The following is a 20,883-nucleotide window of genomic DNA, read 5'->3' as shown; positions in this document are numbered from 1 at the left end:
GCTTACTTGAGCTGCACCGAGCCGGAGACGTTCACGACCACGCTGGTCTTGCCCGCTTCCACCGGCACGGCCGAATCGGCGGCCGAGAACGACTTGGCCTGCATGGCCATCACGCGCGGACGGATCGGGCCGCTGTCGTTCGCGTTCACCGACACCTCGCGCAGCGTGTAGCCGCCGAAGCCGAAGCCCTTGGCCAGCTCGCCGGCCTTCTGCTTGAAGTTGTCGATGGCGATGTTCTGCGCCTCTGTCTCGGTCTTGGCGCGCTGTTCGCGGCTCAGGCCGAAGCCGACGTTGCCCACGCTGAGCGTGCTGATGCGTCCGGCCGTCTGGGTGATGCGCGCGAAGTCGCGGCCTTCGAGCACGAGTTCGGTCGAACCTTGCCAGCCATTGATCTTGCCGTCCTTCGTGTAGCGCGGCGAGAGGCTGAAGTTGCCGGTGCGCACATCGAGCTGGCCCGGCTGCGCATTCTTCCTGGCTTCGGCCAGCGCAGCGTCGAGCGCGGTCTTGAGCTGGGTCTGCACGGTGCCCGCTTCGGCGGCATCGCGCGTGGTGACGAGGGTCATGCTCAGCAGGTCCTGCTGAACTTCGACGGTGCCGGAGGCCGACAGCTGGAGCACGTTTTGTGGAGCAGGCATGACGGCATTCTGGGCCAAGGCGGCCCCGGCAAAGGTCAGCGCGGCGCAGGCCGCGATCAATCGAACAGTCTTCAAGACGGTTTTCTCCCTGGTGGATGCGAGGAAAGCCCTCGCCCGCGCGGTCTTCAGTGGCGCAGGCTGCGCGGCACGGTTTGCGGACGGGCGACGGGCTGCGGTACCGGCACGATGCGCTCGGCAGGCTGTGATTCTGCCGAATTCAGAAGGACGCCCGTTCCTGCGGGCACCCACTGCCCGCGGACCTGCTGTCTCAGCTCGAACAGCTCGCCCGCCGTGAGGCGGCGTCCTGCCAGCGCTTCGCCGCGGCGCTGCTCTTCGCGCTGGGCTGCCCGGTGGGCAGCCACGGCGTCACGCACTTCGCTGCGGCGCACTTCACCGACCCGTAAAAACCCTTCGGAAGCGACGGACGTCGCACCACAAGCGCAGGCGAGAAAAAGCAGAGGCAAGGCAGAAAAAGAAGGTCTCATCGAGCAATCGTCATAAGGCAGCACGGACTGTGCCACCGCTGGGCAAAGCCCGGATGACCAGAGCGCGAGCGCCCGCAAGTTGTGTAACTTAGTGTCAACCACTACGGAATTCGGCAGCAATGGGGTGCTAACGCCTTCAGAATCGGCGCTGTTACAAATTCAACGTTGTAGAAATGACTCAAGTTCCCGCTCGCACCGACAAGATCGTGATCGTCGACGACGACGCCCGCATCCGCGACCTCCTGCGCCGCTACCTGACGCAGGAAGGATTCGAAGTGATCGTGGCCGAGGACGGCAAGGCGCTCAACCGCATCCTGTTGCGCGACACGGTCGATTTGATCGTGCTCGACCTGATGATGCCCGGCGAAGACGGTCTCTCGGTGTGCCGCCGCCTGCGTGCCGCCAACGACCGCACGCCGATCATCATGCTCACCGCCAAGGGTGAAGACGTGGACCGCATCGTCGGTCTCGAAGTCGGCGCCGACGACTACCTCGGCAAGCCCTTCAACCCGCGCGAACTGCTGGCCCGCGTGCACGCCGTGCTGCGCCGCCGTCCGCCGCTCGAGGCGCCGGGCGCTCCCTCCACCGAGAACGAGACCGTCACCTTCGGCCCGTTCGCCTTCGACCTCGGCTCGCGCACCCTGAAGAAGGACGGCGAAGAACTCTCGCTGACCACCGGCGAGTTCGCAATGCTCAAGGCGCTGGTGCGCCACCCGCGCCAGCCGCTGTCGCGTGAAAAGCTGGCCCAGCTGGCACGCGGCCGCGAGTTCGAACCCTTCGACCGCAGCCTGGACGTGCAGATCTCGCGCCTGCGCAAGCTGGTCGAGTCCGACGCCGCAGCGCCGCGCTACATCCAGACCGTCTGGGGCGTGGGCTACGTGTTCGTGCCGGACGGCACGGCCTGACGCCCCGCTGAGAGGTGGCCATCGGCCTCCATTCCGCCCGACCTGACCCGGCCCAGGAGGACGGTGCGCAGGTCACGATGCCGAGCCCGCTCGAAGCGAGCGCGCAACGTGACCGCCGCCCCGGCCTCAAGCTGGGCTTCAGCCTTTTCTGGCGCACCTTCTTTCTGCTCGCGCTGCTGCTGATCGGCTGCACGGTCGCCTGGCTGCAGACCTTCCGCTCGCTCGAGTACGAGCCACGCGCCATCCAGACCGGGCACCAGATCGCCTCGCTCGTGAACCTCACGCGCGCGGCGCTCGTGTATTCGGACGCGATCACGCGGGTCTCGCTCATCAAGACGCTGGCCGACCAGGAAGGCGTGCGCATCCTGCCGCGCGAACCCAACGATCGCTTCCAGCCCTACACCAGCGGCGCGCTCGACGAACGCGTCACCGAAGAGCTGATCGCGCAACTGGGCGAAGGCACCACCGTGGCCAGCCGCGTGAACGACGAGGCCGGCCTGTGGATCGGCTTCACCATCGAGAGCGACACCTACTGGCTGCTGCTCGATCCCACGCGCTTCAGCCGCGTGGGCGGGCGCACCTGGCTGGTCTGGCTCAGCACGGCGATGGCGCTGTCGCTCGCGGGCGCGGCGCTGATCACGCGGCTCATCAACCTGCCGCTCAAGCAGCTGTCGCGCGCCACCTTGCAGGTGCGCGAGGGCGAGTACGAGGCTCACCGGCTCGACGAGCGCGCCCGCACCAACGAAATCCGAGCGGTGAACATCGGCTTCAACCGCATGGCCGACCAGCTCGCCAAGATCGAACAGGACCGCGCCATCATGCTGGCCGGCATCTCGCACGACCTGCGCACGCCGCTGGCCCGGCTGCGGCTCGAAACCGAGATGAGCGTGGCCGACGAAGACGCGCGCGACCACATGGCCGCCGACATCGCGCAGCTCGACGCGATCATCGACAAGTTCCTCGACTACGCCCGCCCCGACCATGTCGACCAGCGCCCGGTGCTGCTGCGCGACGTGATCGACGCCTGCACCTATGCCGTGCAGGACTACGAAGAGATGAACATCCACGTCGACGTGCCCGCCGACCTGAAGGTGATGGGCGACGAGGTGGAGCTCACGCGCGTGATCTCCAACCTGGTCGAGAACGCGCGGCGCTACGGCAAGACGCCGTCGACCGGCGTGGCCGACGTGACGATCCAGGCGCAGGCCAACAACGACGCGGTGCTGATCAAGGTGCGCGACCACGGCGCGGGCGTCGAGCCTGCCCTGCTCGTGCAGCTGACCAAGCCCTTCTTCCGTGGCGACGCGGCACGCACCTCGGCGGCCGGTGCCGGCCTGGGGCTGTCGATCGTGGCGAAGAACATCGAGCGCATGGGCGGTACCTTCGCGCTCACCAGCACGCCGGGCCGGGGCCTCGCGGCCCACATCCGGATGCCGCGCGCGATGCCGGCGAGCACCAGCAAGCCCAGCGACCTGCCGGGCAAGAAGCAGGTCGCCTGAAGCGCTGACGCGTCAGCGGTGCAGCAGCACCGCGGCGCGGGCTTCCATCGCCCGCCCCTCGCCCACCGGGCCGAGCTTCTCGGCCGTCTTGGCTTTCACATTGACCTGATCGAGCGCGATGCCCAGCGTGTCGGCGATGCGCTGGCACATGGCCGGAATGTGCGGCGCCAGCTTGGGCGCCTGTGCGATCACGGTGCTGTCGACGTTGCCGATTTCCCAGCCCGCCGCACGCACGCGGCGCGCCGCCTCGGCCAGCAGCACGGCCGAATCGGCGCCACGAAACTGGGCGTCGGTGTCCGGGAAATGCCGGCCGATGTCGCCCAGCCCGGCACCGCCGAGCAGCGCATCGGTGATGGCGTGCAGCAGCACGTCGGCGTCCGAATGCCCGAGCAGGCCGCTGGAGTGCGGCACCTCGATGCCGCCCAGGATGAGCTTTCGCCCCGCCACCAGCTGGTGAACGTCCCAGCCTTCGCCGATGCGGATGTTGAACGGGGTCGTTGTCATGCCATGGCCTTCTTGCGGCCGAGCAGCACCGCCTCGGCCAGTGCGAAATCTTCAGGGAACGTGACCTTGAAGTTCTGTGCGCTGCCGGGCACCAGCAGCGGCGCCAGGCCGAGGCTTTCGATGGCGCTGGCCTCGTCGGTCACCACGTCGCCCACGCGCTCCAGCGCGTCGAGCAGCATGCCGATGCGGAACATCTGCGGCGTCTGCGCCAGCCACTTGTCGGCGCGCGGCAGGGTCTGCGTCGAGCGGCTGTCGGTCGACGACACCTTCAGCGTGTCGGCCAGCCGCTGTGCCAACAGGCCGCCGACGGCGTCGTGCTCGCAGGCGGCGATCAGCGCCTCGATCTGGCTGGACGTGACGAGGCAACGCGCCGCGTCGTGCACCAGCACCCAGTCGTGCGCACCCGCGCCCTTCTGGCGCAGCGCCGCCAGGCCGTTGCGCACCGAGGCGGCGCGCGTCAGGCCGCCCACGCGCAGCAGGTGCTCGCCGTTCGAGGGAAAGCGCGGCAGCGCCGTCTGCACCTCGCGGTCGTCGGGCGACACCACCACGGCCACCCCCGCGAAACGCCCGGCCATCGCGCGAAACGCGTCCACCGTGTGGGCCACCATCGACTGGCCCGCCAGGCGCCGGTACTGCTTGGGCTGCGTGCCGCCGGCACGGTGGCCGGAGCCGGCACAGGGGATCAGCACGTAGAAACGGGAAGAAGACATGAGGGGTGCGGCACGGGCCAATGGCCGACAAGCGAATAAGGGGCCGCCATTCTAGAATTGACATTCGCACACCCCTCGCCGTCCGGCGCGGGGTGTCGTGCATTTTTCGAGCCGCTCCATGGACCTCCCCCTTCTCCCGGCGGGCAAGCGTTTCACGCTGCCGCGTCCCCCGTTGTCCGCCGATGCGCTGCTGCTGGCCCAGCTCGGCATGCGCGAGAAGGCCGCGGGCCGCGCCACCGCGATGTTCACCGCCGACGCGAACGACGCCCAGCGGCTCATCGACGAAATCGCCTTCTTCGCCCCCGAGCTGCGCTGCGCCCTCTTTCCCGACTGGGAAACGCTGCCCTACGACAGCTTTTCGCCGCACCAGGACCTGATCAGCGAACGCCTGGCCACGCTGTGGCGCATCAGCCAGAAAGAGGCCGACGTGGTGCTGGTGCCCGCCACCACCGCGCTGTACCGGCTCGCGCCGCCTGCCTTTCTGGCGGGCTATACCTTCCACTTCAAGGCCAAGCAGAAGCTCGAGGAATCGAAGCTCAAGGCCCAGCTCACGCTGGCCGGCTACAGCCATGTGACGCAGGTCGTGAGTCCGGGCGAATACGCCGTGCGCGGCGGCCTGATCGACCTGTTTCCGATGGGCTCGCTGGTGCCGTTCCGCGTCGACCTGTTCGACGACGAGATCGACTCCATCCGCACCTTCGACCCCGACACCCAGCGCAGCCTCTATCCCGTGCCCGAGGTGCGCCTGCTGCCGGGCCGCGAGTTTCCGATGGACGACGACGCCCGCGCGCGCTTTCGCAGCCGCTGGCGCGAACTGCTCGAGGGCGATCCGACCAAGAGCCGCATCTACAAGGACATGGGCAACGGCGTGGCCACCGCCGGCATCGAGTACTACCTGCCGCTGTTCTTCGACGAGACGGCCACGGTGTTCGACTACCTCGGCGCCGACGCCACCGTCGTGCTGCACGGCGACCTCGAACCCGCGTTCCAGCATTTCTGGCAGGACACCAACGAGCGCTACCGCCTGGTGCAGGGCGACCCCGAGCGCCCCGCGCTCCCGCCCGAGGCGCTGTTCCTCAACGCCGAGCAGTTCTACCAGCGCGCCAAGCCGCACGCGCAGCTTGCCATTCGCGGCGACATCGCCACCGACGCGCCCTACGCCGAGTTCGACAAGCTGCCGCCCTTCGCCGTGGTGCGCGGCGCCGAAGACCCGCTGGTCGGCCTGAAGGCCCACATCGCCGCCACGCCGCACCGCGTGCTGCTGATCGCCGAGAGCGACGGCCGCCGCGAGAGCCTGCTCGACTTCCTGCGCGCCAGCGGCGTGAACCCGCCGGCCTTCGACTCGCTGGCCGAGTTCGAAGCCTCGGGCGACGAGAAGATCGGCATCGCGACCGCTGCGCTGGCCTCGGGCTTTGCATGGCGTGAACAGGCGATCGACTTCGTCACCGAGACCGAGCTGTTCGCCACCGCGCCCACCACCCGCCGGCGCAACAAGAAGCAGGAACAGGTCAGCGACGTCGAGGCGCTGATCAAGGACCTGTCCGAACTCAATGTCGGCGATCCGGTGGTGCACTCCGCGCACGGCATCGGCCGCTACCGCGGCCTGATCCACATGGACCTGGGCCAGGGCACCGACGCCGACGGCAAGCCCCTGCTGCAGGAAATGCTGCACCTGGAGTACGCCGACAAGGCCACGCTCTACGTGCCCGTGTCGCAGCTGCACCAGATCAGCCGCTACACCGGCGTGAGCGCCGACGAAGCACCTCTGCACAAGCTCGGCTCCGGCCAGTGGGAAAAGGCCAAGCGCAAGGCCGCCGAACAGGTGCGCGACTCGGCCGCCGAGTTGCTCAACATCTACGCCCGCCGCGCCGCGCGCGAAGGCCACGCCTTCCGCTACTCGCCGGCCGACTACGAGGTGTTCGCCAACGACTTCGGCTTCCAGGAAACCGCCGACCAGAAGGCCGCCATCCACGCCGTGGTGCAGGACATGATCTCGCCCCAGCCGATGGACCGCCTCGTGTGCGGTGACGTGGGCTTCGGCAAGACCGAGGTCGCGCTGCGCGCGGCCTTCATCGCCGTCACCGGTGGCAAGCAGGTGGCGTTTCTCGCGCCGACCACGCTCTTGGCCGAGCAGCACTACCAGACGCTGGTCGACCGCTTTGCCAAGTGGCCAGTGAAGGTGGCCGAGATGAGCCGCTTTCGTTCGGCCAAGGAAATCTCGGCCGCCGCCAAGGGCCTGGCCGAGGGCCAGGTCGACATCGTGGTCGGCACGCACAAGCTGCTCTCGCCGTCGATCAAGTTCAAGAACCTAGGCCTGCTCATCATCGACGAGGAGCACCGTTTCGGCGTGCGCCACAAGGAGGCGATGAAGGCGATGCGCGCCGAGGTCGATGTGCTCACCCTCACCGCCACACCGATTCCGCGCACGCTGGGCATGGCGCTCGAAGGCCTGCGCGACCTGAGCGTGATCGCCACCGCGCCGCAGCGCCGGCTGGCCATCAAGACCTTCGTGCGCAACGAGGGCACGGGCGTGATCCGCGAAGCCGTGCTGCGCGAGCTGAAGCGCGGCGGGCAGGTGTACTTCCTGCACAACGAGGTCGAGACCATCGAGAACCGGCGCCAGAAGCTCGAAGAAATCCTGCCCGAAGCCCGCATCGCCGTGGCCCACGGCCAGATGCCCGAGCGCGAGCTGGAGCGCGTGATGCGCGACTTCGTGGCCCAGCGCTACAACATGTTGCTGTGCTCGACCATCATCGAGACCGGCATCGACGTGCCCACCGCCAACACCATCGTGATGAGCCGCGCCGACAAGTTCGGCCTCGCGCAGCTGCACCAGCTGCGCGGCCGCGTCGGGCGCTCGCACCACCAGGCCTATGCCTACCTCATGGTGCCGGACACCGAGGGCCTGACCAAGCAGGCCTCGCAGCGGCTCGAGGCCATCCAGCAGATGGAAGAACTCGGCTCGGGCTTCTACCTCGCGATGCACGACCTGGAGATTCGCGGCACGGGCGAAGTGCTCGGCGAGAACCAGAGTGGCAACATGATGGAGATCGGCTTCCAGCTCTACAACGAGATGCTCAGCGAGGCCGTGCGCTCGCTGAAGGCCGGGCAGGAGCCCGACCTGCTGTCGCCGCTGTCGGTGACGACCGAGATCAACCTGCACGCGCCCGCCCTGCTGCCCGACGACTACTGCGGCGACGTGCACCTGCGCCTGTCGTTCTACAAGAAGCTCGCCACCGCGAAGACGCCCGACCAGATCGACACGCTGCTCGAGGAAATCGTCGACCGCTTCGGCAAGCTCCCGCCGCAGGCCCAGACGCTCATCGACACGCACCGGCTGCGCGTGCTCGCGCGGCCCTACGGCGTGATCAAGGTCGATGCCGCGCCGGGCATCATCAACATCACCTTCAAGAAGGACGCGCCGGTCGACGGCATGGCCATCATCCAGCTGATCCAGAAGAACAAGCACATCAAGCTCGCCGGCAACGAGAAGCTGCGCATCGAGCGCGAGCTGAAAGAGCCGAAGGACCGCGCGCAGATGGTGCGCGACGTGCTGCGCAGCCTCGGACAACCCCTCGTCAAGGAAATCGCCCCCGCATGAGCGCTACAGAATTTTCCCCCGGCCTCGTCCTCCAACGCGTGAAGCCGCCGCTGAAGCTCGCCGACTTCAAGCTGATCGCGTTCGACATGGACTCGACGCTCATCAACATCGAGTGCATCGACGAGATCGCCGATGCCGTCGGCAAGAAGGCCGAGGTGGCCGCGATCACCGAGGCCACGATGCGCGGCGAGATCAAGGACTTCAAGGAAAGCCTGCGCCGCCGCGTGGCGCTGCTGCAGGGCGTGCCCGTGGCCGCGCTGCAGCAGGTGTACGACGAGCGCCTGCAGCTCAACCCGGGCGCCGCCGAGCTGGTCGCGGCCTGCAAGGCGGCGGGCCTCAAGGTGCTGCTGGTGTCGGGCGGCTTCACCTTCTTCGCGAACCGCGTGAAGGACCGCCTGGGCATCGACTTCGCACGCTCCAACCTGCTCGACGAAGCCGACGGCCAGCTCACCGGCCAGGTCGTGACACAGAGCTGGGGCGACATCTGCGACGGTGCCGAAAAACGCCGCACACTGCTCGAGGTGGCCTCGCTCATGGGCATCTCGCCGCAAGAGACCATCGCCGTGGGCGACGGCGCGAACGACCTGCCGATGATGGGCGAAGCCGGCCTTTCGGTGGCCTATCACGCCAAGCCGAAGGTGCGCGAGCAGGCCATGGTGGCGATCAACGAAGGCGGTCTCGACCGCGTGCTGGAGATCCTGAAATGACAGACGCCGCCCCGCTCTACCGCGCCGACGCGCTGCGCGACTACGCCAGCGCCCTGCTGCAGAAAGCGGGCCTCGCGGCCTCGATGGCCGACAGCGTGGCACGCACGCTGGTCGAAGGCGACCTGCTGGGCCACGACACGCACGGCCTCGCGCTGCTGGCCGGCTACGTCAAAGAAATCGAATCGGGCGGCATGACGCGCGACGGCGCACCCGAGGTGCTGTCCGACCGCCCCGCCGCCGTGCTGTGGGACGGCAAGCGCCTGCCCGGCCCCTGGCTCATGGACCAGGGCATGGACCTGCTGGTGCCGCGCGCCCGCGAACTGGGTACGGCCTCGCTCGTGATCCGCCGCAGCCACCACATCGCCTGCCTCGCGGTCTACATGCTGCGCGCACTGCAGGAAGACATGCTGATGCTGCTGGCCTGCTCCGACCCCAACTCCGCCAGCGTCGCGCCCTTCGGCGGCACGCAGGCCGTGTTCACGCCGAACCCGCTGGCGATGGGCTTTCCGCTGTCGCAGGGCGGCGTGATGGTCGACATCTCGGCCTCGATCACCACCAACGGCATGAGCAACCGCAAGCGCGCGGCCGGCGAGACCTTCGCCGAAGAGTGGCTCATCGATGCATCAGGCCAGCCGTCGAACAACCCGCAGGTGCTGTTCGACCAGCCGCCCGGCACGCTGCTGCCCGTGGGCGGCCTGAGCCACGGCCACAAGGGCTACGGCATGGCGTTGCTGGTCGAGACGCTCACGGCCGGCCTCGCAGGCCACGGCCGCGCCGACCCGCCCGAAGGCTGGGGCGCGACGGTGCACCTCACGCTGCACGACCTGAACGCCTTCGGTGGCAAGGAAGCCTTCCTGCGCCAGATGGACCACGTGGCGGCGAAGTGCCGCGACAACGCGCCCGTCGACCCGGCCAGGCCTGTGCGGCTGCCGGGTGAAGGCGGATTGAAACGTCGGGAAGCGCAATCGGCGAACGGGGTGCGGCTGCACCCGTCGATTGCGCGCTCGCTGCAGGAGGCGGAGCAGCGGCATGGCCTGCGGCTGGCGCAGGCGCTGATCATCTGACGGGGTTTATTCCTCGTCGTCGTTCTCGGCGTGCTCGGGCGCGCCCGCAGGCCGCGGCTGGCGCTTGCCGGGCTTGGCCAGGATCTCGACGTAAAACTGCGTGCCGCCCTCTTTCACCACACCGTCGATGAGGCCGGTGATGGCCGTGAGGTGGATGGTTTCGGCGGATTCCTGGGCGGTGCCGAACTTGCAGTCGAAGTCCCAGAAGTCGGCGCCTTCGGGCAGGTCGCGGCGGCGCTCGCGCTTGATGTACTTGCGGATCTCGTGCTTGACGGCTTCGAGGTGACGGTCGGGGTGCTTGCCCTCGACCTGAAGCTGGAAGGTTTTTCTCATGGTCGATGGTAACCCGCTGTGTACAGTCGGCGCATTCAACGGATTACAGGTGACGAAGACATGGCACGCGCAAACGACTGGGCAAGCAAGGTGATGGCATTGGTGAACGGCGGCAACGCCCCGGCGGCCATTGCGCAGATCAAGGTCGCGCCCTCGGTCAAGGACCTGAAGGCGCTGCAGACCATCATGACGCTCTCCAAAATGAAAGGCCGCTATCCGAACGTGGATGCGGCCATTTCAGAGAACCTGGACCTGCTGGCGGCGCCCCGGCTGCACCGGTCCCCCTGACGATTTACAGGGCTTCGCCGAGGCGCTTCACGCCTTCTTCGATCTTCGCGATGTCGGCCGTCGCAAAGCTCAGGCGCAAGGTCGCCACATCGGGCTTCTCGGCGAAGAACGGCGCGCCGGGCACGAAAGCCACCAGCTTCTCGATCGCACGCTTGGCCAGCTCGTTGGCATCGGCCAGCTTGCCGTTGGCGCCCGTGAGGCGCGCCCAGAAGAACAGGCCGCCGTTGGGCTGCGTGAAGCTCACCGCATCGCCCAGCTCGCGCGTCAGCGCGGCGCCCATGGCCTGGGCGCGCTGGCCGTAGACCTCGCGCACATGCGCCAGCGTGCCGGGCATGCGGCCGCTCTTGAGGTACTGCGCGGCCGTGGCCTGCGCGAAGGTGCTGGTGTGGGCGTCGCTGAACTGCTTGCACATCGTCGCCTTGGCCAGCAGCTCGGGCGGCGCGATCATCCAGCCGATGCGCAGGCCCGGGCTCAGCACCTTGCTCAGGCTGCCGCAGTGCGCCAGCAGCTCGCGGCTGCCGGGCACGTCCTTGCTGAGCGACATGATCGACGGCGGCGGCGCTTCGCCGAAGTACAGGTCGCCGTAGGGGTCGTCCTCGACGATCAGCGTCTGGTACTTCACAGCCAGCTCGAGCACCTTCTTGCGGCGCTCCAGCGTCAACATCGCGCCGCTGGGGTTGCCGAACGTCGGAATCAGGTAGACGAACTTGGGCTTGTGCTCGGCGATGAGCTTCTCGAGTTCGTCGGTCTTCACGCCGTTGGCGTCGATGGGCGCGCTGATGAGCTGCGCGCCGTACAGGCGGAAGCACTGGATGGTCGCCAGGAAGGTCGGGCCTTCGACGATCACCTTGTCGCCGGGCGAGATCATGGTCTTGCCGAGCAGGTCGAGCGCCTGCTGGCTGCCGGTGGTGACGATCAGGCCGCTGGGGTCGACGTCGACGCCCTTGGTCTTCATGAAATCGGAGAGCTGGTTGCGCAGCGGCTCGTAGCCTTCGGTGGCGCCGTACTGCAGGGCCCCGCCGGCCTCTTCGGTGAGCGCTTTCTGGCTCGCCTCCTTCAGGCCCTCGACGTCGAACATCGCGCTGTCGGGAAAGCCGCCCGCAAAACTGATGATGCCGGGCTTGCCCAGCAGCTTGAAGAGTTCGCGGATGGCGGAGGTTTCGACGTTGTCGAGGCGGGAGGCGAATTGCATGATGGTCGGTCTCACTTTCTGGGCGTCATTGTCTGTCGGGAAGGCGCGCGGTACTTTACGCCCCCAAGGTAGTTTCTTGAATTTACTACTCAAATGGAGTATTCTGAAATTACCCCTTAAAGGTAGTAATCATGACCGCCTACCCGATCGAAACGCCACAGCAGCTACGCACCCTGCTCAAAGCCTTGCGGCAATCGAGCCAGCTGACGCAGACAGAACTCGGCACGCGCCTGGGCGTCAGCCAGAAGCGGATCGCCCGCATAGAGGCCGAGCCCGGCGTCACCAGTTTCGACCAGATGGCAAGGTTGGCCGCTGCCATGGGCTATCGCTTCGTGCTTGAGGAAGTACCGGCATCACAGCCCGTCACCCCGGCCGCTGGAGAGGCGCAGTGGTAGCCACGCACGCGCTGGCCGTCTGGACCAACGGCCAGAAGGTGGGCGACTGGGAGGTGCGCGATGGCGAGCATCGGTTCCAGTACGCCGAATCGTGGGTGGCCTCGCCCGCCGCGCGCCGCATCTCGCTGTCGCTGCCGTTCATGCCGGGCAATGCGGTGCATCGCGGCGAGGTGGTGCGCAGCTACTTCGACAACCTGCTCCCCGACAACGATGCCATTCGCGAGCGGCTGCGGCTGAAGTTCGCCACGCGCAGCATCGGCGCCTTTGACCTGCTGGGTGCCATCGGCCGCGACTGCGTGGGCGCGGTGCAGTTGATGTCGCCCAACGAATCGCCCGTCGGCTTCGATCGCATCGAAGCCGAACCGCTCGACGAGGCCGGCGTCGAGCGCGCCATCGACGCCTCGCTGTCATCGGGCCATGTTCTGGGCCAGCGGGACGACGAGGAGTTCCGCATTTCCATCGCGGGTGCACAGGAAAAGACCGCGCTGCTGCAGCAAGACGGCCGCTGGTACCGGCCCCTGGGCGCCACGCCGACCACCCACATCCTCAAGCTGCCGCTGGGGCTGGTCGGGAACATGCGCGCCGACATGCATACGTCGGTCGAGAACGAATGGCTCTGCTCGCGCATCGTCGAGGCCTTCGGCCTGCCTGTGGCGCATTGCGAGATCGAGGTGTTCGGTGCACGCAAGGTCCTCGTGGTGCGCCGCTTCGATCGCGCCATGCAGCACGCCAGCACGCCGCAGGAATGGATCGCACGGCTGCCGCAAGAAGACTTCTGCCAGGCCCTCGGCGTGCCGGGCACGCTGAAGTACGAAGCAGACGGCGGCCCCGGCATGCGCGAAATCTTGCGCGTGCTCGACGGCAGCACGCAGGCGGCTGCCGACAAGGCCCACTTCGTGAAGGCGCAGATGATCTTCTGGCTGCTGGCCGCCACAGACGGCCACGCAAAGAACTTCTCGATCTTCCTGGAGCGCGGCGGAGGCTACCGCCTCGCACCGCTGTACGACGTGCTGTCCGCGTGGCCGGTCATCGGTGCGGGCCCGAACCACATCAGCTGGCACAAGGCCAAGCTCGCCATGGCGATCCGCGGACGCAACGCACATTGGAAGCTGGCCGACATCCAGCCGCGCCACTGGGACGTCATCGCCAAACTCGCGGGCCTGGGCGATGCACAGGCCTTGCGCGCGGACCTCATCGATGCGGTGCCCGGTGTCATCGCCCGTGTCGAAGCGCAACTGCCCCCTCAATTCCCCGAACAGGTGGCAAGCGCCATCTTCGACGGCATGAAAGCCAATGCCAAGCGCCTTGCCGTCGCCTCCCAAGCCCCATGAAAAAATCCGACATCCCCCTCTTCTTCGCGACCCTGCAGGCCGCCAACCCCGAGCCGCGCACGGAGCTCGAATACACCACGCCCTTCGAGCTGCTGGCCGCGGTGCTGCTGTCGGCGCAGGCCACCGACGTGGGGGTGAACAAGGCGACGCGCCGGCTCTATCCAGTGGCGAACACGCCGCAGGCGATCCTCGACTTGGGCGTGGAAGGGCTGGAGTCGTACATCAAGACGATCGGGCTGTACCGCAGCAAGGCCAAGCACCTGATCGAGGCCTGCCGGATGCTGGTCGAGCTGCATGGCGGCGAGGTGCCGCGCACGCGCGCCGAGCTCGAGGCGCTGCCGGGCGTCGGGCGCAAGACGGCGAACGTGGTGCTCAACGTGGCCTTCGGCGAGGAGACCATCGCGGTCGACACGCACATCTTCCGCATCGGCAACCGCACCGGGCTTGCGCCCGGCAAGACGCCGCTGGACGTGGAACTCAAGCTCGAAAAGCGCATCCCACCCGAGTACCGCCTGCACGCGCACCACTGGCTGATCCTGCACGGGCGCTATGTCTGCGTGGCACGCAAGCCGCGCTGCTGGGAATGCGCGGTCGCCACCTTCTGCGCCTTCAAGCCCAAGACGCCGGCCCCCAAGACCGCCTGAGCGGCACATACACATCGCACATGACGACCACAACGATTTTCAAGACGACACCGCCCGCTGCCCTCCTCTTCGTCGCGGCACTGTGCAGTGCGGGCGCCGCCTGGTCGCGCGACGGCGTGCTGCCGCCGGAGACGATGGCGCTCTACGGCGGGCGCTGGTCCGCCAACTGCGCCGACGCAGCGGCGCCGACGCTGCAGGTGCGCGAAGACATGCTGATCGCCGAGCGCGGCAAGCGCCGCGTCGTGGGCCGCGAGCCGGACACGGCGCACAGCTTCTTCGGCAACCAGGCGCCGCCGCCGAACTTCGATGTCGCGCTGATGGGCCGCGTGGACAAGGGCGACCACGCGATGTTGAATTTCCTGGTCTTTCGCGATGCGCGCGGCCAGTCGATCACGCTGAAGGCCGACAAGCCGGTCATGGGCCAGCTGGGGCCGGAGCTGATGAAGCAGCGCTACTGGCGCTGCGACGGCTCGGCACGCGCCGCAACGCCGGCCGCCCAACCCGCTGTGACGATCAAGCCGCCGGTACCCGCCACGGGCAGCCCTGCGGCGCTCGCCCGCGGCCCCGCGATGGACAAGGCCTGGCGCGCCGCGCTGGGCACGCGCGAAACCGAACCGTGGCTCGTGCGCCGCGAAGGTCCGGCGCCCGAGCCGCAATGGGTCACGGTGGACGGCACGCGCTACCTGCTGCATGCCTTCTGCAAGCCGCACGACTGCCACGACCACAACGCGATCGCGCTCTACGACCAGGGCTCGGGCCGGCTCTACGGCCTGGTGCAGCGCAATGGACAGAACCAGCTTGTGGGCGGACCTTCGCCGCAGTTCGCGGGGCAGCTCGACCGTCTCTGGCGCGAGCAGTGGCGCGCCAAGAACTGACAGCGCTTCGTCAGGCGACCGGCGCTGCGACCACGCGCCAGTCGCCAAAAGCCGCCGCGTCGTTGGGCCATTGATCGGCCCGCTCGGGGCACGACACACCCTGCGACAACAGTTGCACCGCCCGCAGCACGCCGGCATGCGTGACCCACAGCGCGTCGGCGCCGGTCGCCAGCCAGTCGGCATGCGCCGAAGCCACGCGCTGCATGAAGCCGCGCACGCTCTCACCGTCGCCGCCCGCCGGGGCGTCGGCAAAACGATCCGTCCAGGCCTCGAACTCTTCACGGGCCACGGCCGACCACAGGCGCCCTTCCCAGGCGCCGAAATTCATCTCGGCCAGGCGTACATCGCGTCGCACCGACAAGTCGGGCCGCAGCGCGACGATGGCATCCGCCAGCATGGCGCAACGCCGCAGCGGCGAACTCCACAGCACGATGCCGGCCGGCAGCACCGACGCGATGCGCTCTGCCGCGGCCTGTGTGCCGTCGACGTGCGCGTCAATGTCAGTCGCGCCGTAGCACAGACCCTGCGGCGCGATCACCGGCGCGTGGCGCTGCAGCCAGAGCTGGGCCGTCGCAGTGCTCATGCCTTCCACGCCAACGCGAGGTAGATCGCCAGCTCGCACACCTGCTGCGTGGCGCCGAGCCCATCGCCCGTGAAGCCCTGCAGGCGACGCACGAAGAGCCGCGCCATCCAGCCGGCCGCGAGCGCCAGCGCCACGAGCGCCACGCCCACGTGCACCGCGTCGTGCGCGCACAGCAGCAACGCCACGACGGGCACGGCCCAGAGCACGGCGACGAGCAGCGCACCGCCGCTGATCGCGTCGGCCAGCGGCTTGGCCTTGCTGCCGCTGCTGTCACCCACGTAGGGCAGCCAGCGGATCAGGAACAGCGGCGCCAGCCGCGACAGCACATGCGCGCCAACGATGGACACCGCCACCACGTCCAGCCCGCGTGCGGCCAGCGCGGCCAGCAGGCCGAACTTCAGGCCCAACGCCAGCACCAGCGCGACCGCACCGAAGGCGCCGATGCGCGAGTCCTTCATGATCTCCAGCGCCCGCTCGCGGCTGGCCGAACCGCCGAGGCCGTCGGCCACGTCGGCCAGGCCGTCTTCGTGGAAGGCGCCCGTGAGCATCACGGTGGCGACGGTGCTCAGCACGGCCGCCGCAAAAGCCCCGCCGACGCCGGGCAGGCCGGCACCCACGGCGACGAACACCGCTGCAGCCACCCCGCCCGCAATCCAGCCGATCGCCGGCAGATGCGCTGCAGCGGCGCGCAGCATCTGCGGGCTGAAGCCGACCCAGGCAGCGAGTTTTCCCGTCACCGGCACGCGCGTGAAGAACTGGACGGCCAGCAGGAAATGGCGCACGCCGTTCATTGCTGGCGCGACACGCCCGCCGATTCGAAGCTCGCCATCTCGCGCAGGATGCGGCAGGCCGACTCGAGCAACGGCCACGCCAGCGCGCCGCCCGAGCCTTCGCCCAGGCGTAGGTCGAGGTTCAACAAGGGCTCGAGCCGGAGCTGCTTCAGCAGCAGCGCATGTCCCGGCTCGGCCGAGCTGTGCGCCGCCACGCAGCGCTGCGTCACCTGCGGCCGGATCGCCTGCGCGACCAGCACGGCGGCGCTGGCGATGAAGCCATCGGCCACGATCACGCGCCGCTCTTGCGCCGCCTGCAGCACCGCGCCGACCAGCGTCGCCACCTCGAAGCCGCCGAACGCGGCCAGTGCCTCGAGCGGCGTGGTCGCACCCGCGTGCAAGGCGAGCACCTCGCGCAGCACCTCGCGCTTGCGGGCGAGGCCGTCGGCATCGAGCCCCGTGCCGGCACCGGTGCACAGGCCGATCTCCAGCCCGGCCAGGCGCGACAGCAGCAGCGCGGCGGACGAGCTGTTGCCGATGCCCATTTCGCCGAGCAGCAGCGCGTTGCCCGGGAGCGCGCGCACGACCTCGCGGCCATTGGCGATGGCCTGGGCGCATTGCTCGGGCGTCATGGCGGGGCCGGCCGAGGCGTCGGCCGTGCCGGCGCCGATGCGCCGCGACACGAGGCCAGGGCGCGGCTGGAAGTCGCGCCGCACGCCGCAATCGACCACGGTGAGCGCCAGGCCATGCTGGCGCGCGAGCACGCTCACCGCCGCACCGCCGGCCAGGAAGTTTTCGACCATCTGCCAGGTCACGTCGCTCGGATAGGCCGACACGCCGCGCGCCGCCAGCCCGTGATCGCCCGCGCACACCAGCATCTGCGGCGCGTCGAGCACGGGCTGCTCGGTGCCGAGGATGGTGCCGATGCGCAGCGCCAGCGCTTCGAGGCGGCCCAGCGCGCCGACCGGCTTGGTCTTGTTGTCGAGCGCGGCCTGCAGGCGCGCCGCGAGTGCGGCGTCGGCAATGTCGGGAACGGCGGGAATCAGGTCGGTGTCGGTCATGCGATCAGGCCGGCGAGCACGCCGGCGTCGAAGTGGGTGTCGATGAAGTCGGCCAGGCCGTCGAAGGTGGCGTCGAGCGTCGGCGCGGTGGTGCCGAACAGCGCCTGCAGCGCGGCCGGGTCTTCGAACAGGCCGTGCAGATACAGGCCCAGCACGTTGCCGCGCGCGTTCTGCCAGGCCAGGCCCGCGGGCATCACGGCGCGGCCGTCGTGGGCCAGTTGCGGGTGGGCCGCGGTCTGGCCGTGGTGGATTTCGTAGCCGGCGATGCGCACGCCCGACAGCGCAGCCCAGGGGCCTGCGACCAGATTGCTGGCGAAAGTCGCCTCGCGGTGCCGCACGGTCTTCTCGCGCTCGAACACGGTCACGAGCGGCAGCAGGCCGAGTCCCGGCGCGTTGCCGTCGATGCCGTGCGGATCGACCAGCGCCTCGCCCAGCATCTGCAGCCCGCCGCAGACGCCCAGCACCGCGCCGCCGCGCCCCGCGTGCTCGGCCACGGCGCGGTCCAGCCCCTGCGCGCGCAGCCAGGCGAGGTCGCCGCTCGTGTGCTTGGAGCCCGGCAGCACGATCCAGTCGGCACCGGCCACGTCGGCCGGTGTGCGGGCCCAGACCAGGCGCACGCCGGGCACGTTCTTCAGCGCCTGGAATTCGTCGAGGTTGCTCAGGCGCGGGTACGCAACCACCGCCACGGTGCGCGTGACCACGCCACTGGCGCGGCTGCGGTCGTCGAACACGCCGTCTTCCTCGGGCAGGCCGTGCTGCCACCACATCGGCAGCGTGGCGACGGTGGGCACGCCGGTCAATTCCTGCAACTGCTGCGGCGCGGGCGCCAGCAGCGAGGCGTCGCCCCGGAATTTGTTGAGCACGAAACCATGGATGAGCGCCCGGTCGGCCTCGGGCAGCAGCGCCCAGGTGCCGTACAGGTGGGCGAAGGCGCCGCCCCGGTCGATGTCGGTTGCCAGCAGGCAGCGCGCCTGCGCGTGGCGGGCGACGCGCATGTTGACGATGTCGCTGGCCATGAGATTGATCTCGGCCGGCGAACCGGCGCCTTCGATCACGACCACGTCGTTCTCGGCGCGCAATTCGTCGAAGGCCTGCACGATCTGCGGCCAGACGCGTTCGCTGCGCCCGCGCCACGGCAGGGTCGACAGCGACTCGCTCACCTGCCCCATCAGCACCACCTGGCTGTGGGTGTCGCGCTCGGGCTTGAGCAGCAGCGGGTTCATGCGCACGTCGGGCACGGCGTTGGCAGCCAGGGCCTGGAAGTACTGGGCGCTGCCGATCTCGCCGCCTTCGACCACGCGGGCGTTGTTGCTCATGTTCTGCGCCTTGAACGGCGCCACCCGCAACCCCTGGCGGACATACCACCGGCACAGCGCGGTGGCCAGCCAGCTCTTGCCGGCGCCGCTCGTGGTGCCCAGGACCATGACGCAGCGCGCCGGTCCGCTTGTTGCTCTGGAACTCATCCGGGGATTGTCGTTGAGCGCCGAACTGAATCCGGCAGGCCGACTCACACGTAATGAGGATGGGGCCCCTCAGGGCCCCACCGAAAAAAATGCCCGCCCTCAACGATCTGGCGCTGACGGTCGAGGAACGCGAGCCGGGCCGGTTCTACTGGCTCCTGCTCGAAGCCGTCCACGACGCCGGCAGCACCGCCGACACGCTCGGCTACCGGCCGCTGCGGGTCGCTGTGCGGCCGCAGCCCAGCTATTCGAGCGCGCTCGCGCTGGGTGCGGCCGCGCTGAAGCAGGTGGCCGCCACGGCGACGCACCCGGGCCCCGGCGACAACGTCTGAGCCCGGAAGGCGCCGATCAGCGGGTCGCCACCTTCTCCATGGCCGGCACTTCCCAGCCGCCGCCGATGGCACGGATCAGCCCCACCGTCGCCTGGTACTGCGCCGACTTCACCTGCAGCGCCTGGCGCCGGTTGCGCAGCTCGCTGCGGCGCGCGTCGAGCAGGTCGAGCTGGCTCACGTAGCCGTTGCGGTAGCGCGTGTCCGACAGGCTGGTGGCGCGTTGCGCCGAGGTCACGGCCTGCGCCTGCACCACCGACTGCTCCTGCAGGATGCGGATCGCAGCCAGCTGGTCTTCGACCTCCTGGAACGCCACCAGCACCTGCGAGCGGTAGCTGGCGAGTGCACCGTCGAGCTGGGCGTTGGCGCCCTGCACGCCGGCCTCGCGCCGGCCGCCGTCGAAGATCGGCAGCGACAGCAGCGCGCCCACGCCCCACGAGCGGGCCGACCACTTGAAGAGGTCGCCGATCTCGGGCGAGGCGTAGCCGGCCGCGCCGGTCAGCGAGATGTTCGGGAACCACGCGGTCTGCGCCACGCCCACGCGGGCCTGCGCCGCCATGACAGCGCTCTGCGCGGCCGACACGTCGGGCCGGCGCGTGAGCACGGTGGACGGCACGCCCGGCGGAATGACCGGCAGCGCGGTGGCCCAGTCGTCGGGCCGCATGCCGAAGCTGGAGGCCGAATCGCCCACCAGCACGGCCAGCGCATGTTCCACCTGCGCGCGCTGGCGGTCGAGCGCGAGCGCGTCCGATTCGGTGGACGACACCTCGGTCTGCACGCGCGCCACGTCGAGCTCGGCGATGTCGCCGGCCTGCTGGCGGCGCTGCGTCAGGCGCAGCGTGTCGCGGTAGGCGGCGACCGATTCGCGCACCAGCACGCGCTCGGCGTCGAGCGCGCGCAGCTGCAGGTAGGTCTGTGCCACCTCGGCTTGCACGGCGAGCCGCGTGCTTTGCAGCAAAGCTTCGCGGCCGGCCGCGTCGAGCTTGGCCGCATCGGCTGCGCCCGAGAGGCGGCCGAACAGGTCGACCTCGTAAGAGAACGTGGCGCCGATGTTGGTCATGGTGCCGGGCCGGGTGCTGGCCGTGGCCTTGTCCAGGCCCGCACCGCGGTTGGCGCCGGCGCCCAGGCCGATCTGCGGCAGGCGGTCGGCCTGGGCGCTGCGTGCCAGCGCACGCGCCTCGGCCAGCCGTGCGGCGGCGGCCTGGATGTTGGCGTTGTCGACGGCGGCGCGCTCGACCAGCGTGTTGAGCACTGGGTCGTTGAACGCCGGCCACCATTCGCCGCGCGGTTGCGCCTCGGCGGGCGTGGCGCGGGTGAAGCCGGCCGGGGCCGTGGCACCCGGTTGCTGCTGCGGCTGTTCCTTGAACTGGGCCGCGGTCGGCACCGAGGGCATGCCCGAAGGCACGCTGGCGCAACCGGCCAGCACGAGGGCCGCCACCAGCGGCAGCATGGCGGTGCGCAAGGGGCGCATCAGGGTGGGGATTCCGAATGTCATGGAAAACCTTCTTTCTT

The 20,883-nt window shown here is 69.1% G+C and carries 22 protein-coding genes; 11 read left to right on the top strand and 11 right to left on the bottom strand.

Annotated elements, in window-relative coordinates; genetic code table 11:
- Positions 1-2 precede the first annotated feature (2 nt).
- Both RZE79_RS14190 and RZE79_RS14185 read right to left on the bottom strand, forming a co-directional pair.
- Positions 3-710: an SIMPL domain-containing protein gene (locus RZE79_RS14190; RefSeq protein ID WP_319360916.1), complete on the bottom strand. Its 708-nt coding sequence runs from the start codon at positions 708-710 to the stop codon at positions 3-5.
- 50 nt (positions 711-760) lie between these two features.
- On the bottom strand, positions 761-1,240 hold the full coding sequence (locus RZE79_RS14185) for a hypothetical protein (RefSeq protein ID WP_319360915.1): 480 nt from the start codon (positions 1,238-1,240) through the stop codon (positions 761-763).
- 53 nt (positions 1,241-1,293) lie between these two features.
- Between RZE79_RS14185 and ompR the strand changes: the two genes are divergently transcribed.
- Positions 1,294-2,025, top strand: a complete 732-nt coding sequence (ompR, locus tag RZE79_RS14180) for a two-component system response regulator OmpR (protein ID WP_007837017.1) — start codon at positions 1,294-1,296, stop codon at positions 2,023-2,025.
- Positions 2,026-2,102: 77 nt separating this feature from the next.
- Positions 2,103-3,524, top strand: a complete 1,422-nt coding sequence (locus tag RZE79_RS14175) for an ATP-binding protein (protein ID WP_319361183.1) — start codon at positions 2,103-2,105, stop codon at positions 3,522-3,524.
- 12 nt (positions 3,525-3,536) lie between these two features.
- Here RZE79_RS14175 and ispF read toward each other — a convergent pair whose 3' ends face one another.
- Both ispF and ispD read right to left on the bottom strand, forming a co-directional pair.
- Positions 3,537-4,028, bottom strand: coding sequence for a 2-C-methyl-D-erythritol 2,4-cyclodiphosphate synthase (ispF, locus tag RZE79_RS14170; RefSeq protein WP_319360914.1), 492 nt, complete (start codon positions 4,026-4,028; stop codon positions 3,537-3,539).
- The gene (gene ispD / locus RZE79_RS14165; RefSeq protein WP_319360913.1) at positions 4,025-4,738 is read right to left on the bottom strand and encodes a 2-C-methyl-D-erythritol 4-phosphate cytidylyltransferase; all 714 of its coding nucleotides are present in this window, start codon (positions 4,736-4,738) and stop codon (positions 4,025-4,027) included. The genes ispF and ispD overlap by 4 nt, the downstream gene beginning before the upstream one ends.
- Before the next feature lie 118 nt (positions 4,739-4,856).
- Here ispD and mfd point away from each other — a divergent pair, with 118 nt between their 5' ends.
- The 3 genes from mfd to RZE79_RS14150 are packed head-to-tail and all read left to right on the top strand — an operon-like array spanning position 4,857 to position 10,110.
- Entirely contained in the window at positions 4,857-8,339 is a 3,483-nt protein-coding gene (gene mfd / locus RZE79_RS14160) for a transcription-repair coupling factor (RefSeq protein WP_319360912.1), read from the top strand.
- On the top strand, positions 8,336-9,046 hold the full coding sequence (gene serB, locus RZE79_RS14155) for a phosphoserine phosphatase SerB (RefSeq protein WP_319360911.1): 711 nt from the start codon (positions 8,336-8,338) through the stop codon (positions 9,044-9,046). Before mfd ends, serB begins: the two co-directional genes overlap by 4 nt.
- Positions 9,043-10,110, top strand: a complete 1,068-nt coding sequence (locus RZE79_RS14150; RefSeq protein WP_319360910.1) for an Ldh family oxidoreductase — start codon at positions 9,043-9,045, stop codon at positions 10,108-10,110. The genes serB and RZE79_RS14150 overlap by 4 nt, the downstream gene beginning before the upstream one ends.
- 6 nt (positions 10,111-10,116) lie before the next feature.
- On the opposite strand, the gene RZE79_RS14145 is transcribed toward RZE79_RS14150, so the two are convergent.
- A complete protein-coding gene (locus RZE79_RS14145; protein WP_153284456.1) occupies positions 10,117-10,443 on the bottom strand; it encodes a DUF6172 family protein in 327 nt (108 codons plus the stop codon).
- 60 nt (positions 10,444-10,503) lie between these two features.
- Between RZE79_RS14145 and RZE79_RS14140 the strand changes: the two genes are divergently transcribed.
- Entirely contained in the window at positions 10,504-10,731 is a 228-nt protein-coding gene (locus tag RZE79_RS14140) for a hypothetical protein (protein ID WP_056581383.1), read from the top strand.
- Positions 10,732-10,735: 4 nt separating this feature from the next.
- On the opposite strand, the gene RZE79_RS14135 is transcribed toward RZE79_RS14140, so the two are convergent.
- Positions 10,736-11,923 (bottom strand): PLP-dependent aminotransferase family protein, encoded by a 1,188-nt coding sequence (locus RZE79_RS14135; RefSeq protein ID WP_319360909.1) that lies wholly within the window; start codon positions 11,921-11,923, stop codon positions 10,736-10,738.
- Positions 11,924-12,054: 131 nt separating this feature from the next.
- Here RZE79_RS14135 and RZE79_RS14130 point away from each other — a divergent pair, with 131 nt between their 5' ends.
- The 4 genes from RZE79_RS14130 to RZE79_RS14115 are packed head-to-tail and all read left to right on the top strand — an operon-like array spanning position 12,055 to position 15,168.
- Entirely contained in the window at positions 12,055-12,318 is a 264-nt protein-coding gene (locus tag RZE79_RS14130; RefSeq protein ID WP_319360908.1) for a helix-turn-helix transcriptional regulator, read from the top strand.
- Positions 12,312-13,649, top strand: a complete 1,338-nt coding sequence (locus RZE79_RS14125) for a type II toxin-antitoxin system HipA family toxin (protein ID WP_319360907.1) — start codon at positions 12,312-12,314, stop codon at positions 13,647-13,649. The genes RZE79_RS14130 and RZE79_RS14125 overlap by 7 nt, the downstream gene beginning before the upstream one ends.
- Complete coding sequence (nth, locus tag RZE79_RS14120) at positions 13,646-14,293, top strand: endonuclease III (RefSeq protein ID WP_056581393.1); 648 nt, start codon at positions 13,646-13,648, stop codon at positions 14,291-14,293. Before RZE79_RS14125 ends, nth begins: the two co-directional genes overlap by 4 nt.
- Positions 14,294-14,313: 20 nt before the next feature.
- Positions 14,314-15,168 (top strand): Ivy family c-type lysozyme inhibitor, encoded by an 855-nt coding sequence (locus tag RZE79_RS14115; RefSeq protein WP_319360906.1) that lies wholly within the window; start codon positions 14,314-14,316, stop codon positions 15,166-15,168.
- A gap of 10 nt (positions 15,169-15,178) precedes the next feature.
- On the opposite strand, the gene RZE79_RS14110 is transcribed toward RZE79_RS14115, so the two are convergent.
- The 4 genes from RZE79_RS14110 to RZE79_RS14095 are packed head-to-tail and all read right to left on the bottom strand — an operon-like array spanning position 15,179 to position 19,045.
- Positions 15,179-15,751 carry a histidine phosphatase family protein gene (locus RZE79_RS14110; RefSeq protein ID WP_319360905.1) on the bottom strand — a complete coding sequence of 191 codons (573 nt, stop codon included), beginning with the start codon at positions 15,749-15,751 and terminating at the stop codon, positions 15,179-15,181.
- Positions 15,748-16,542: an adenosylcobinamide-GDP ribazoletransferase gene (locus RZE79_RS14105; protein ID WP_319360904.1), complete on the bottom strand. Its 795-nt coding sequence runs from the start codon at positions 16,540-16,542 to the stop codon at positions 15,748-15,750. Before RZE79_RS14105 ends, RZE79_RS14110 begins: the two co-directional genes overlap by 4 nt.
- Entirely contained in the window at positions 16,539-17,582 is a 1,044-nt protein-coding gene (gene cobT, locus RZE79_RS14100; RefSeq protein WP_319360903.1) for a nicotinate-nucleotide--dimethylbenzimidazole phosphoribosyltransferase, read from the bottom strand. The genes RZE79_RS14105 and cobT overlap by 4 nt, the downstream gene beginning before the upstream one ends.
- On the bottom strand, positions 17,579-19,045 hold the full coding sequence (locus tag RZE79_RS14095) for a cobyric acid synthase (RefSeq protein ID WP_319360902.1): 1,467 nt from the start codon (positions 19,043-19,045) through the stop codon (positions 17,579-17,581). The genes cobT and RZE79_RS14095 overlap by 4 nt, the downstream gene beginning before the upstream one ends.
- Before the next feature lie 53 nt (positions 19,046-19,098).
- Between RZE79_RS14095 and RZE79_RS14090 the strand changes: the two genes are divergently transcribed.
- On the top strand, positions 19,099-19,374 hold the full coding sequence (locus RZE79_RS14090; protein ID WP_319360901.1) for a hypothetical protein: 276 nt from the start codon (positions 19,099-19,101) through the stop codon (positions 19,372-19,374).
- Positions 19,375-19,390: 16 nt separating this feature from the next.
- Here the strand turns inward: RZE79_RS14090 and RZE79_RS14085 are convergent, their stop codons facing one another.
- Positions 19,391-20,866, bottom strand: a complete 1,476-nt coding sequence (locus RZE79_RS14085; RefSeq protein ID WP_319360900.1) for an efflux transporter outer membrane subunit — start codon at positions 20,864-20,866, stop codon at positions 19,391-19,393.
- Between the last annotated feature and the right edge of the window lie 17 nt (positions 20,867-20,883).

It is taken from the genome of Variovorax sp. EBFNA2, assembly GCF_033802765.1.
GTDB classification, from domain to species: domain Bacteria; phylum Pseudomonadota; class Gammaproteobacteria; order Burkholderiales; family Burkholderiaceae_C; genus Variovorax; species Variovorax paradoxus_H.
Note: the sequence above shows the minus strand (reverse complement) of the source record. Positions and strands in the feature narration are given on the sequence as shown.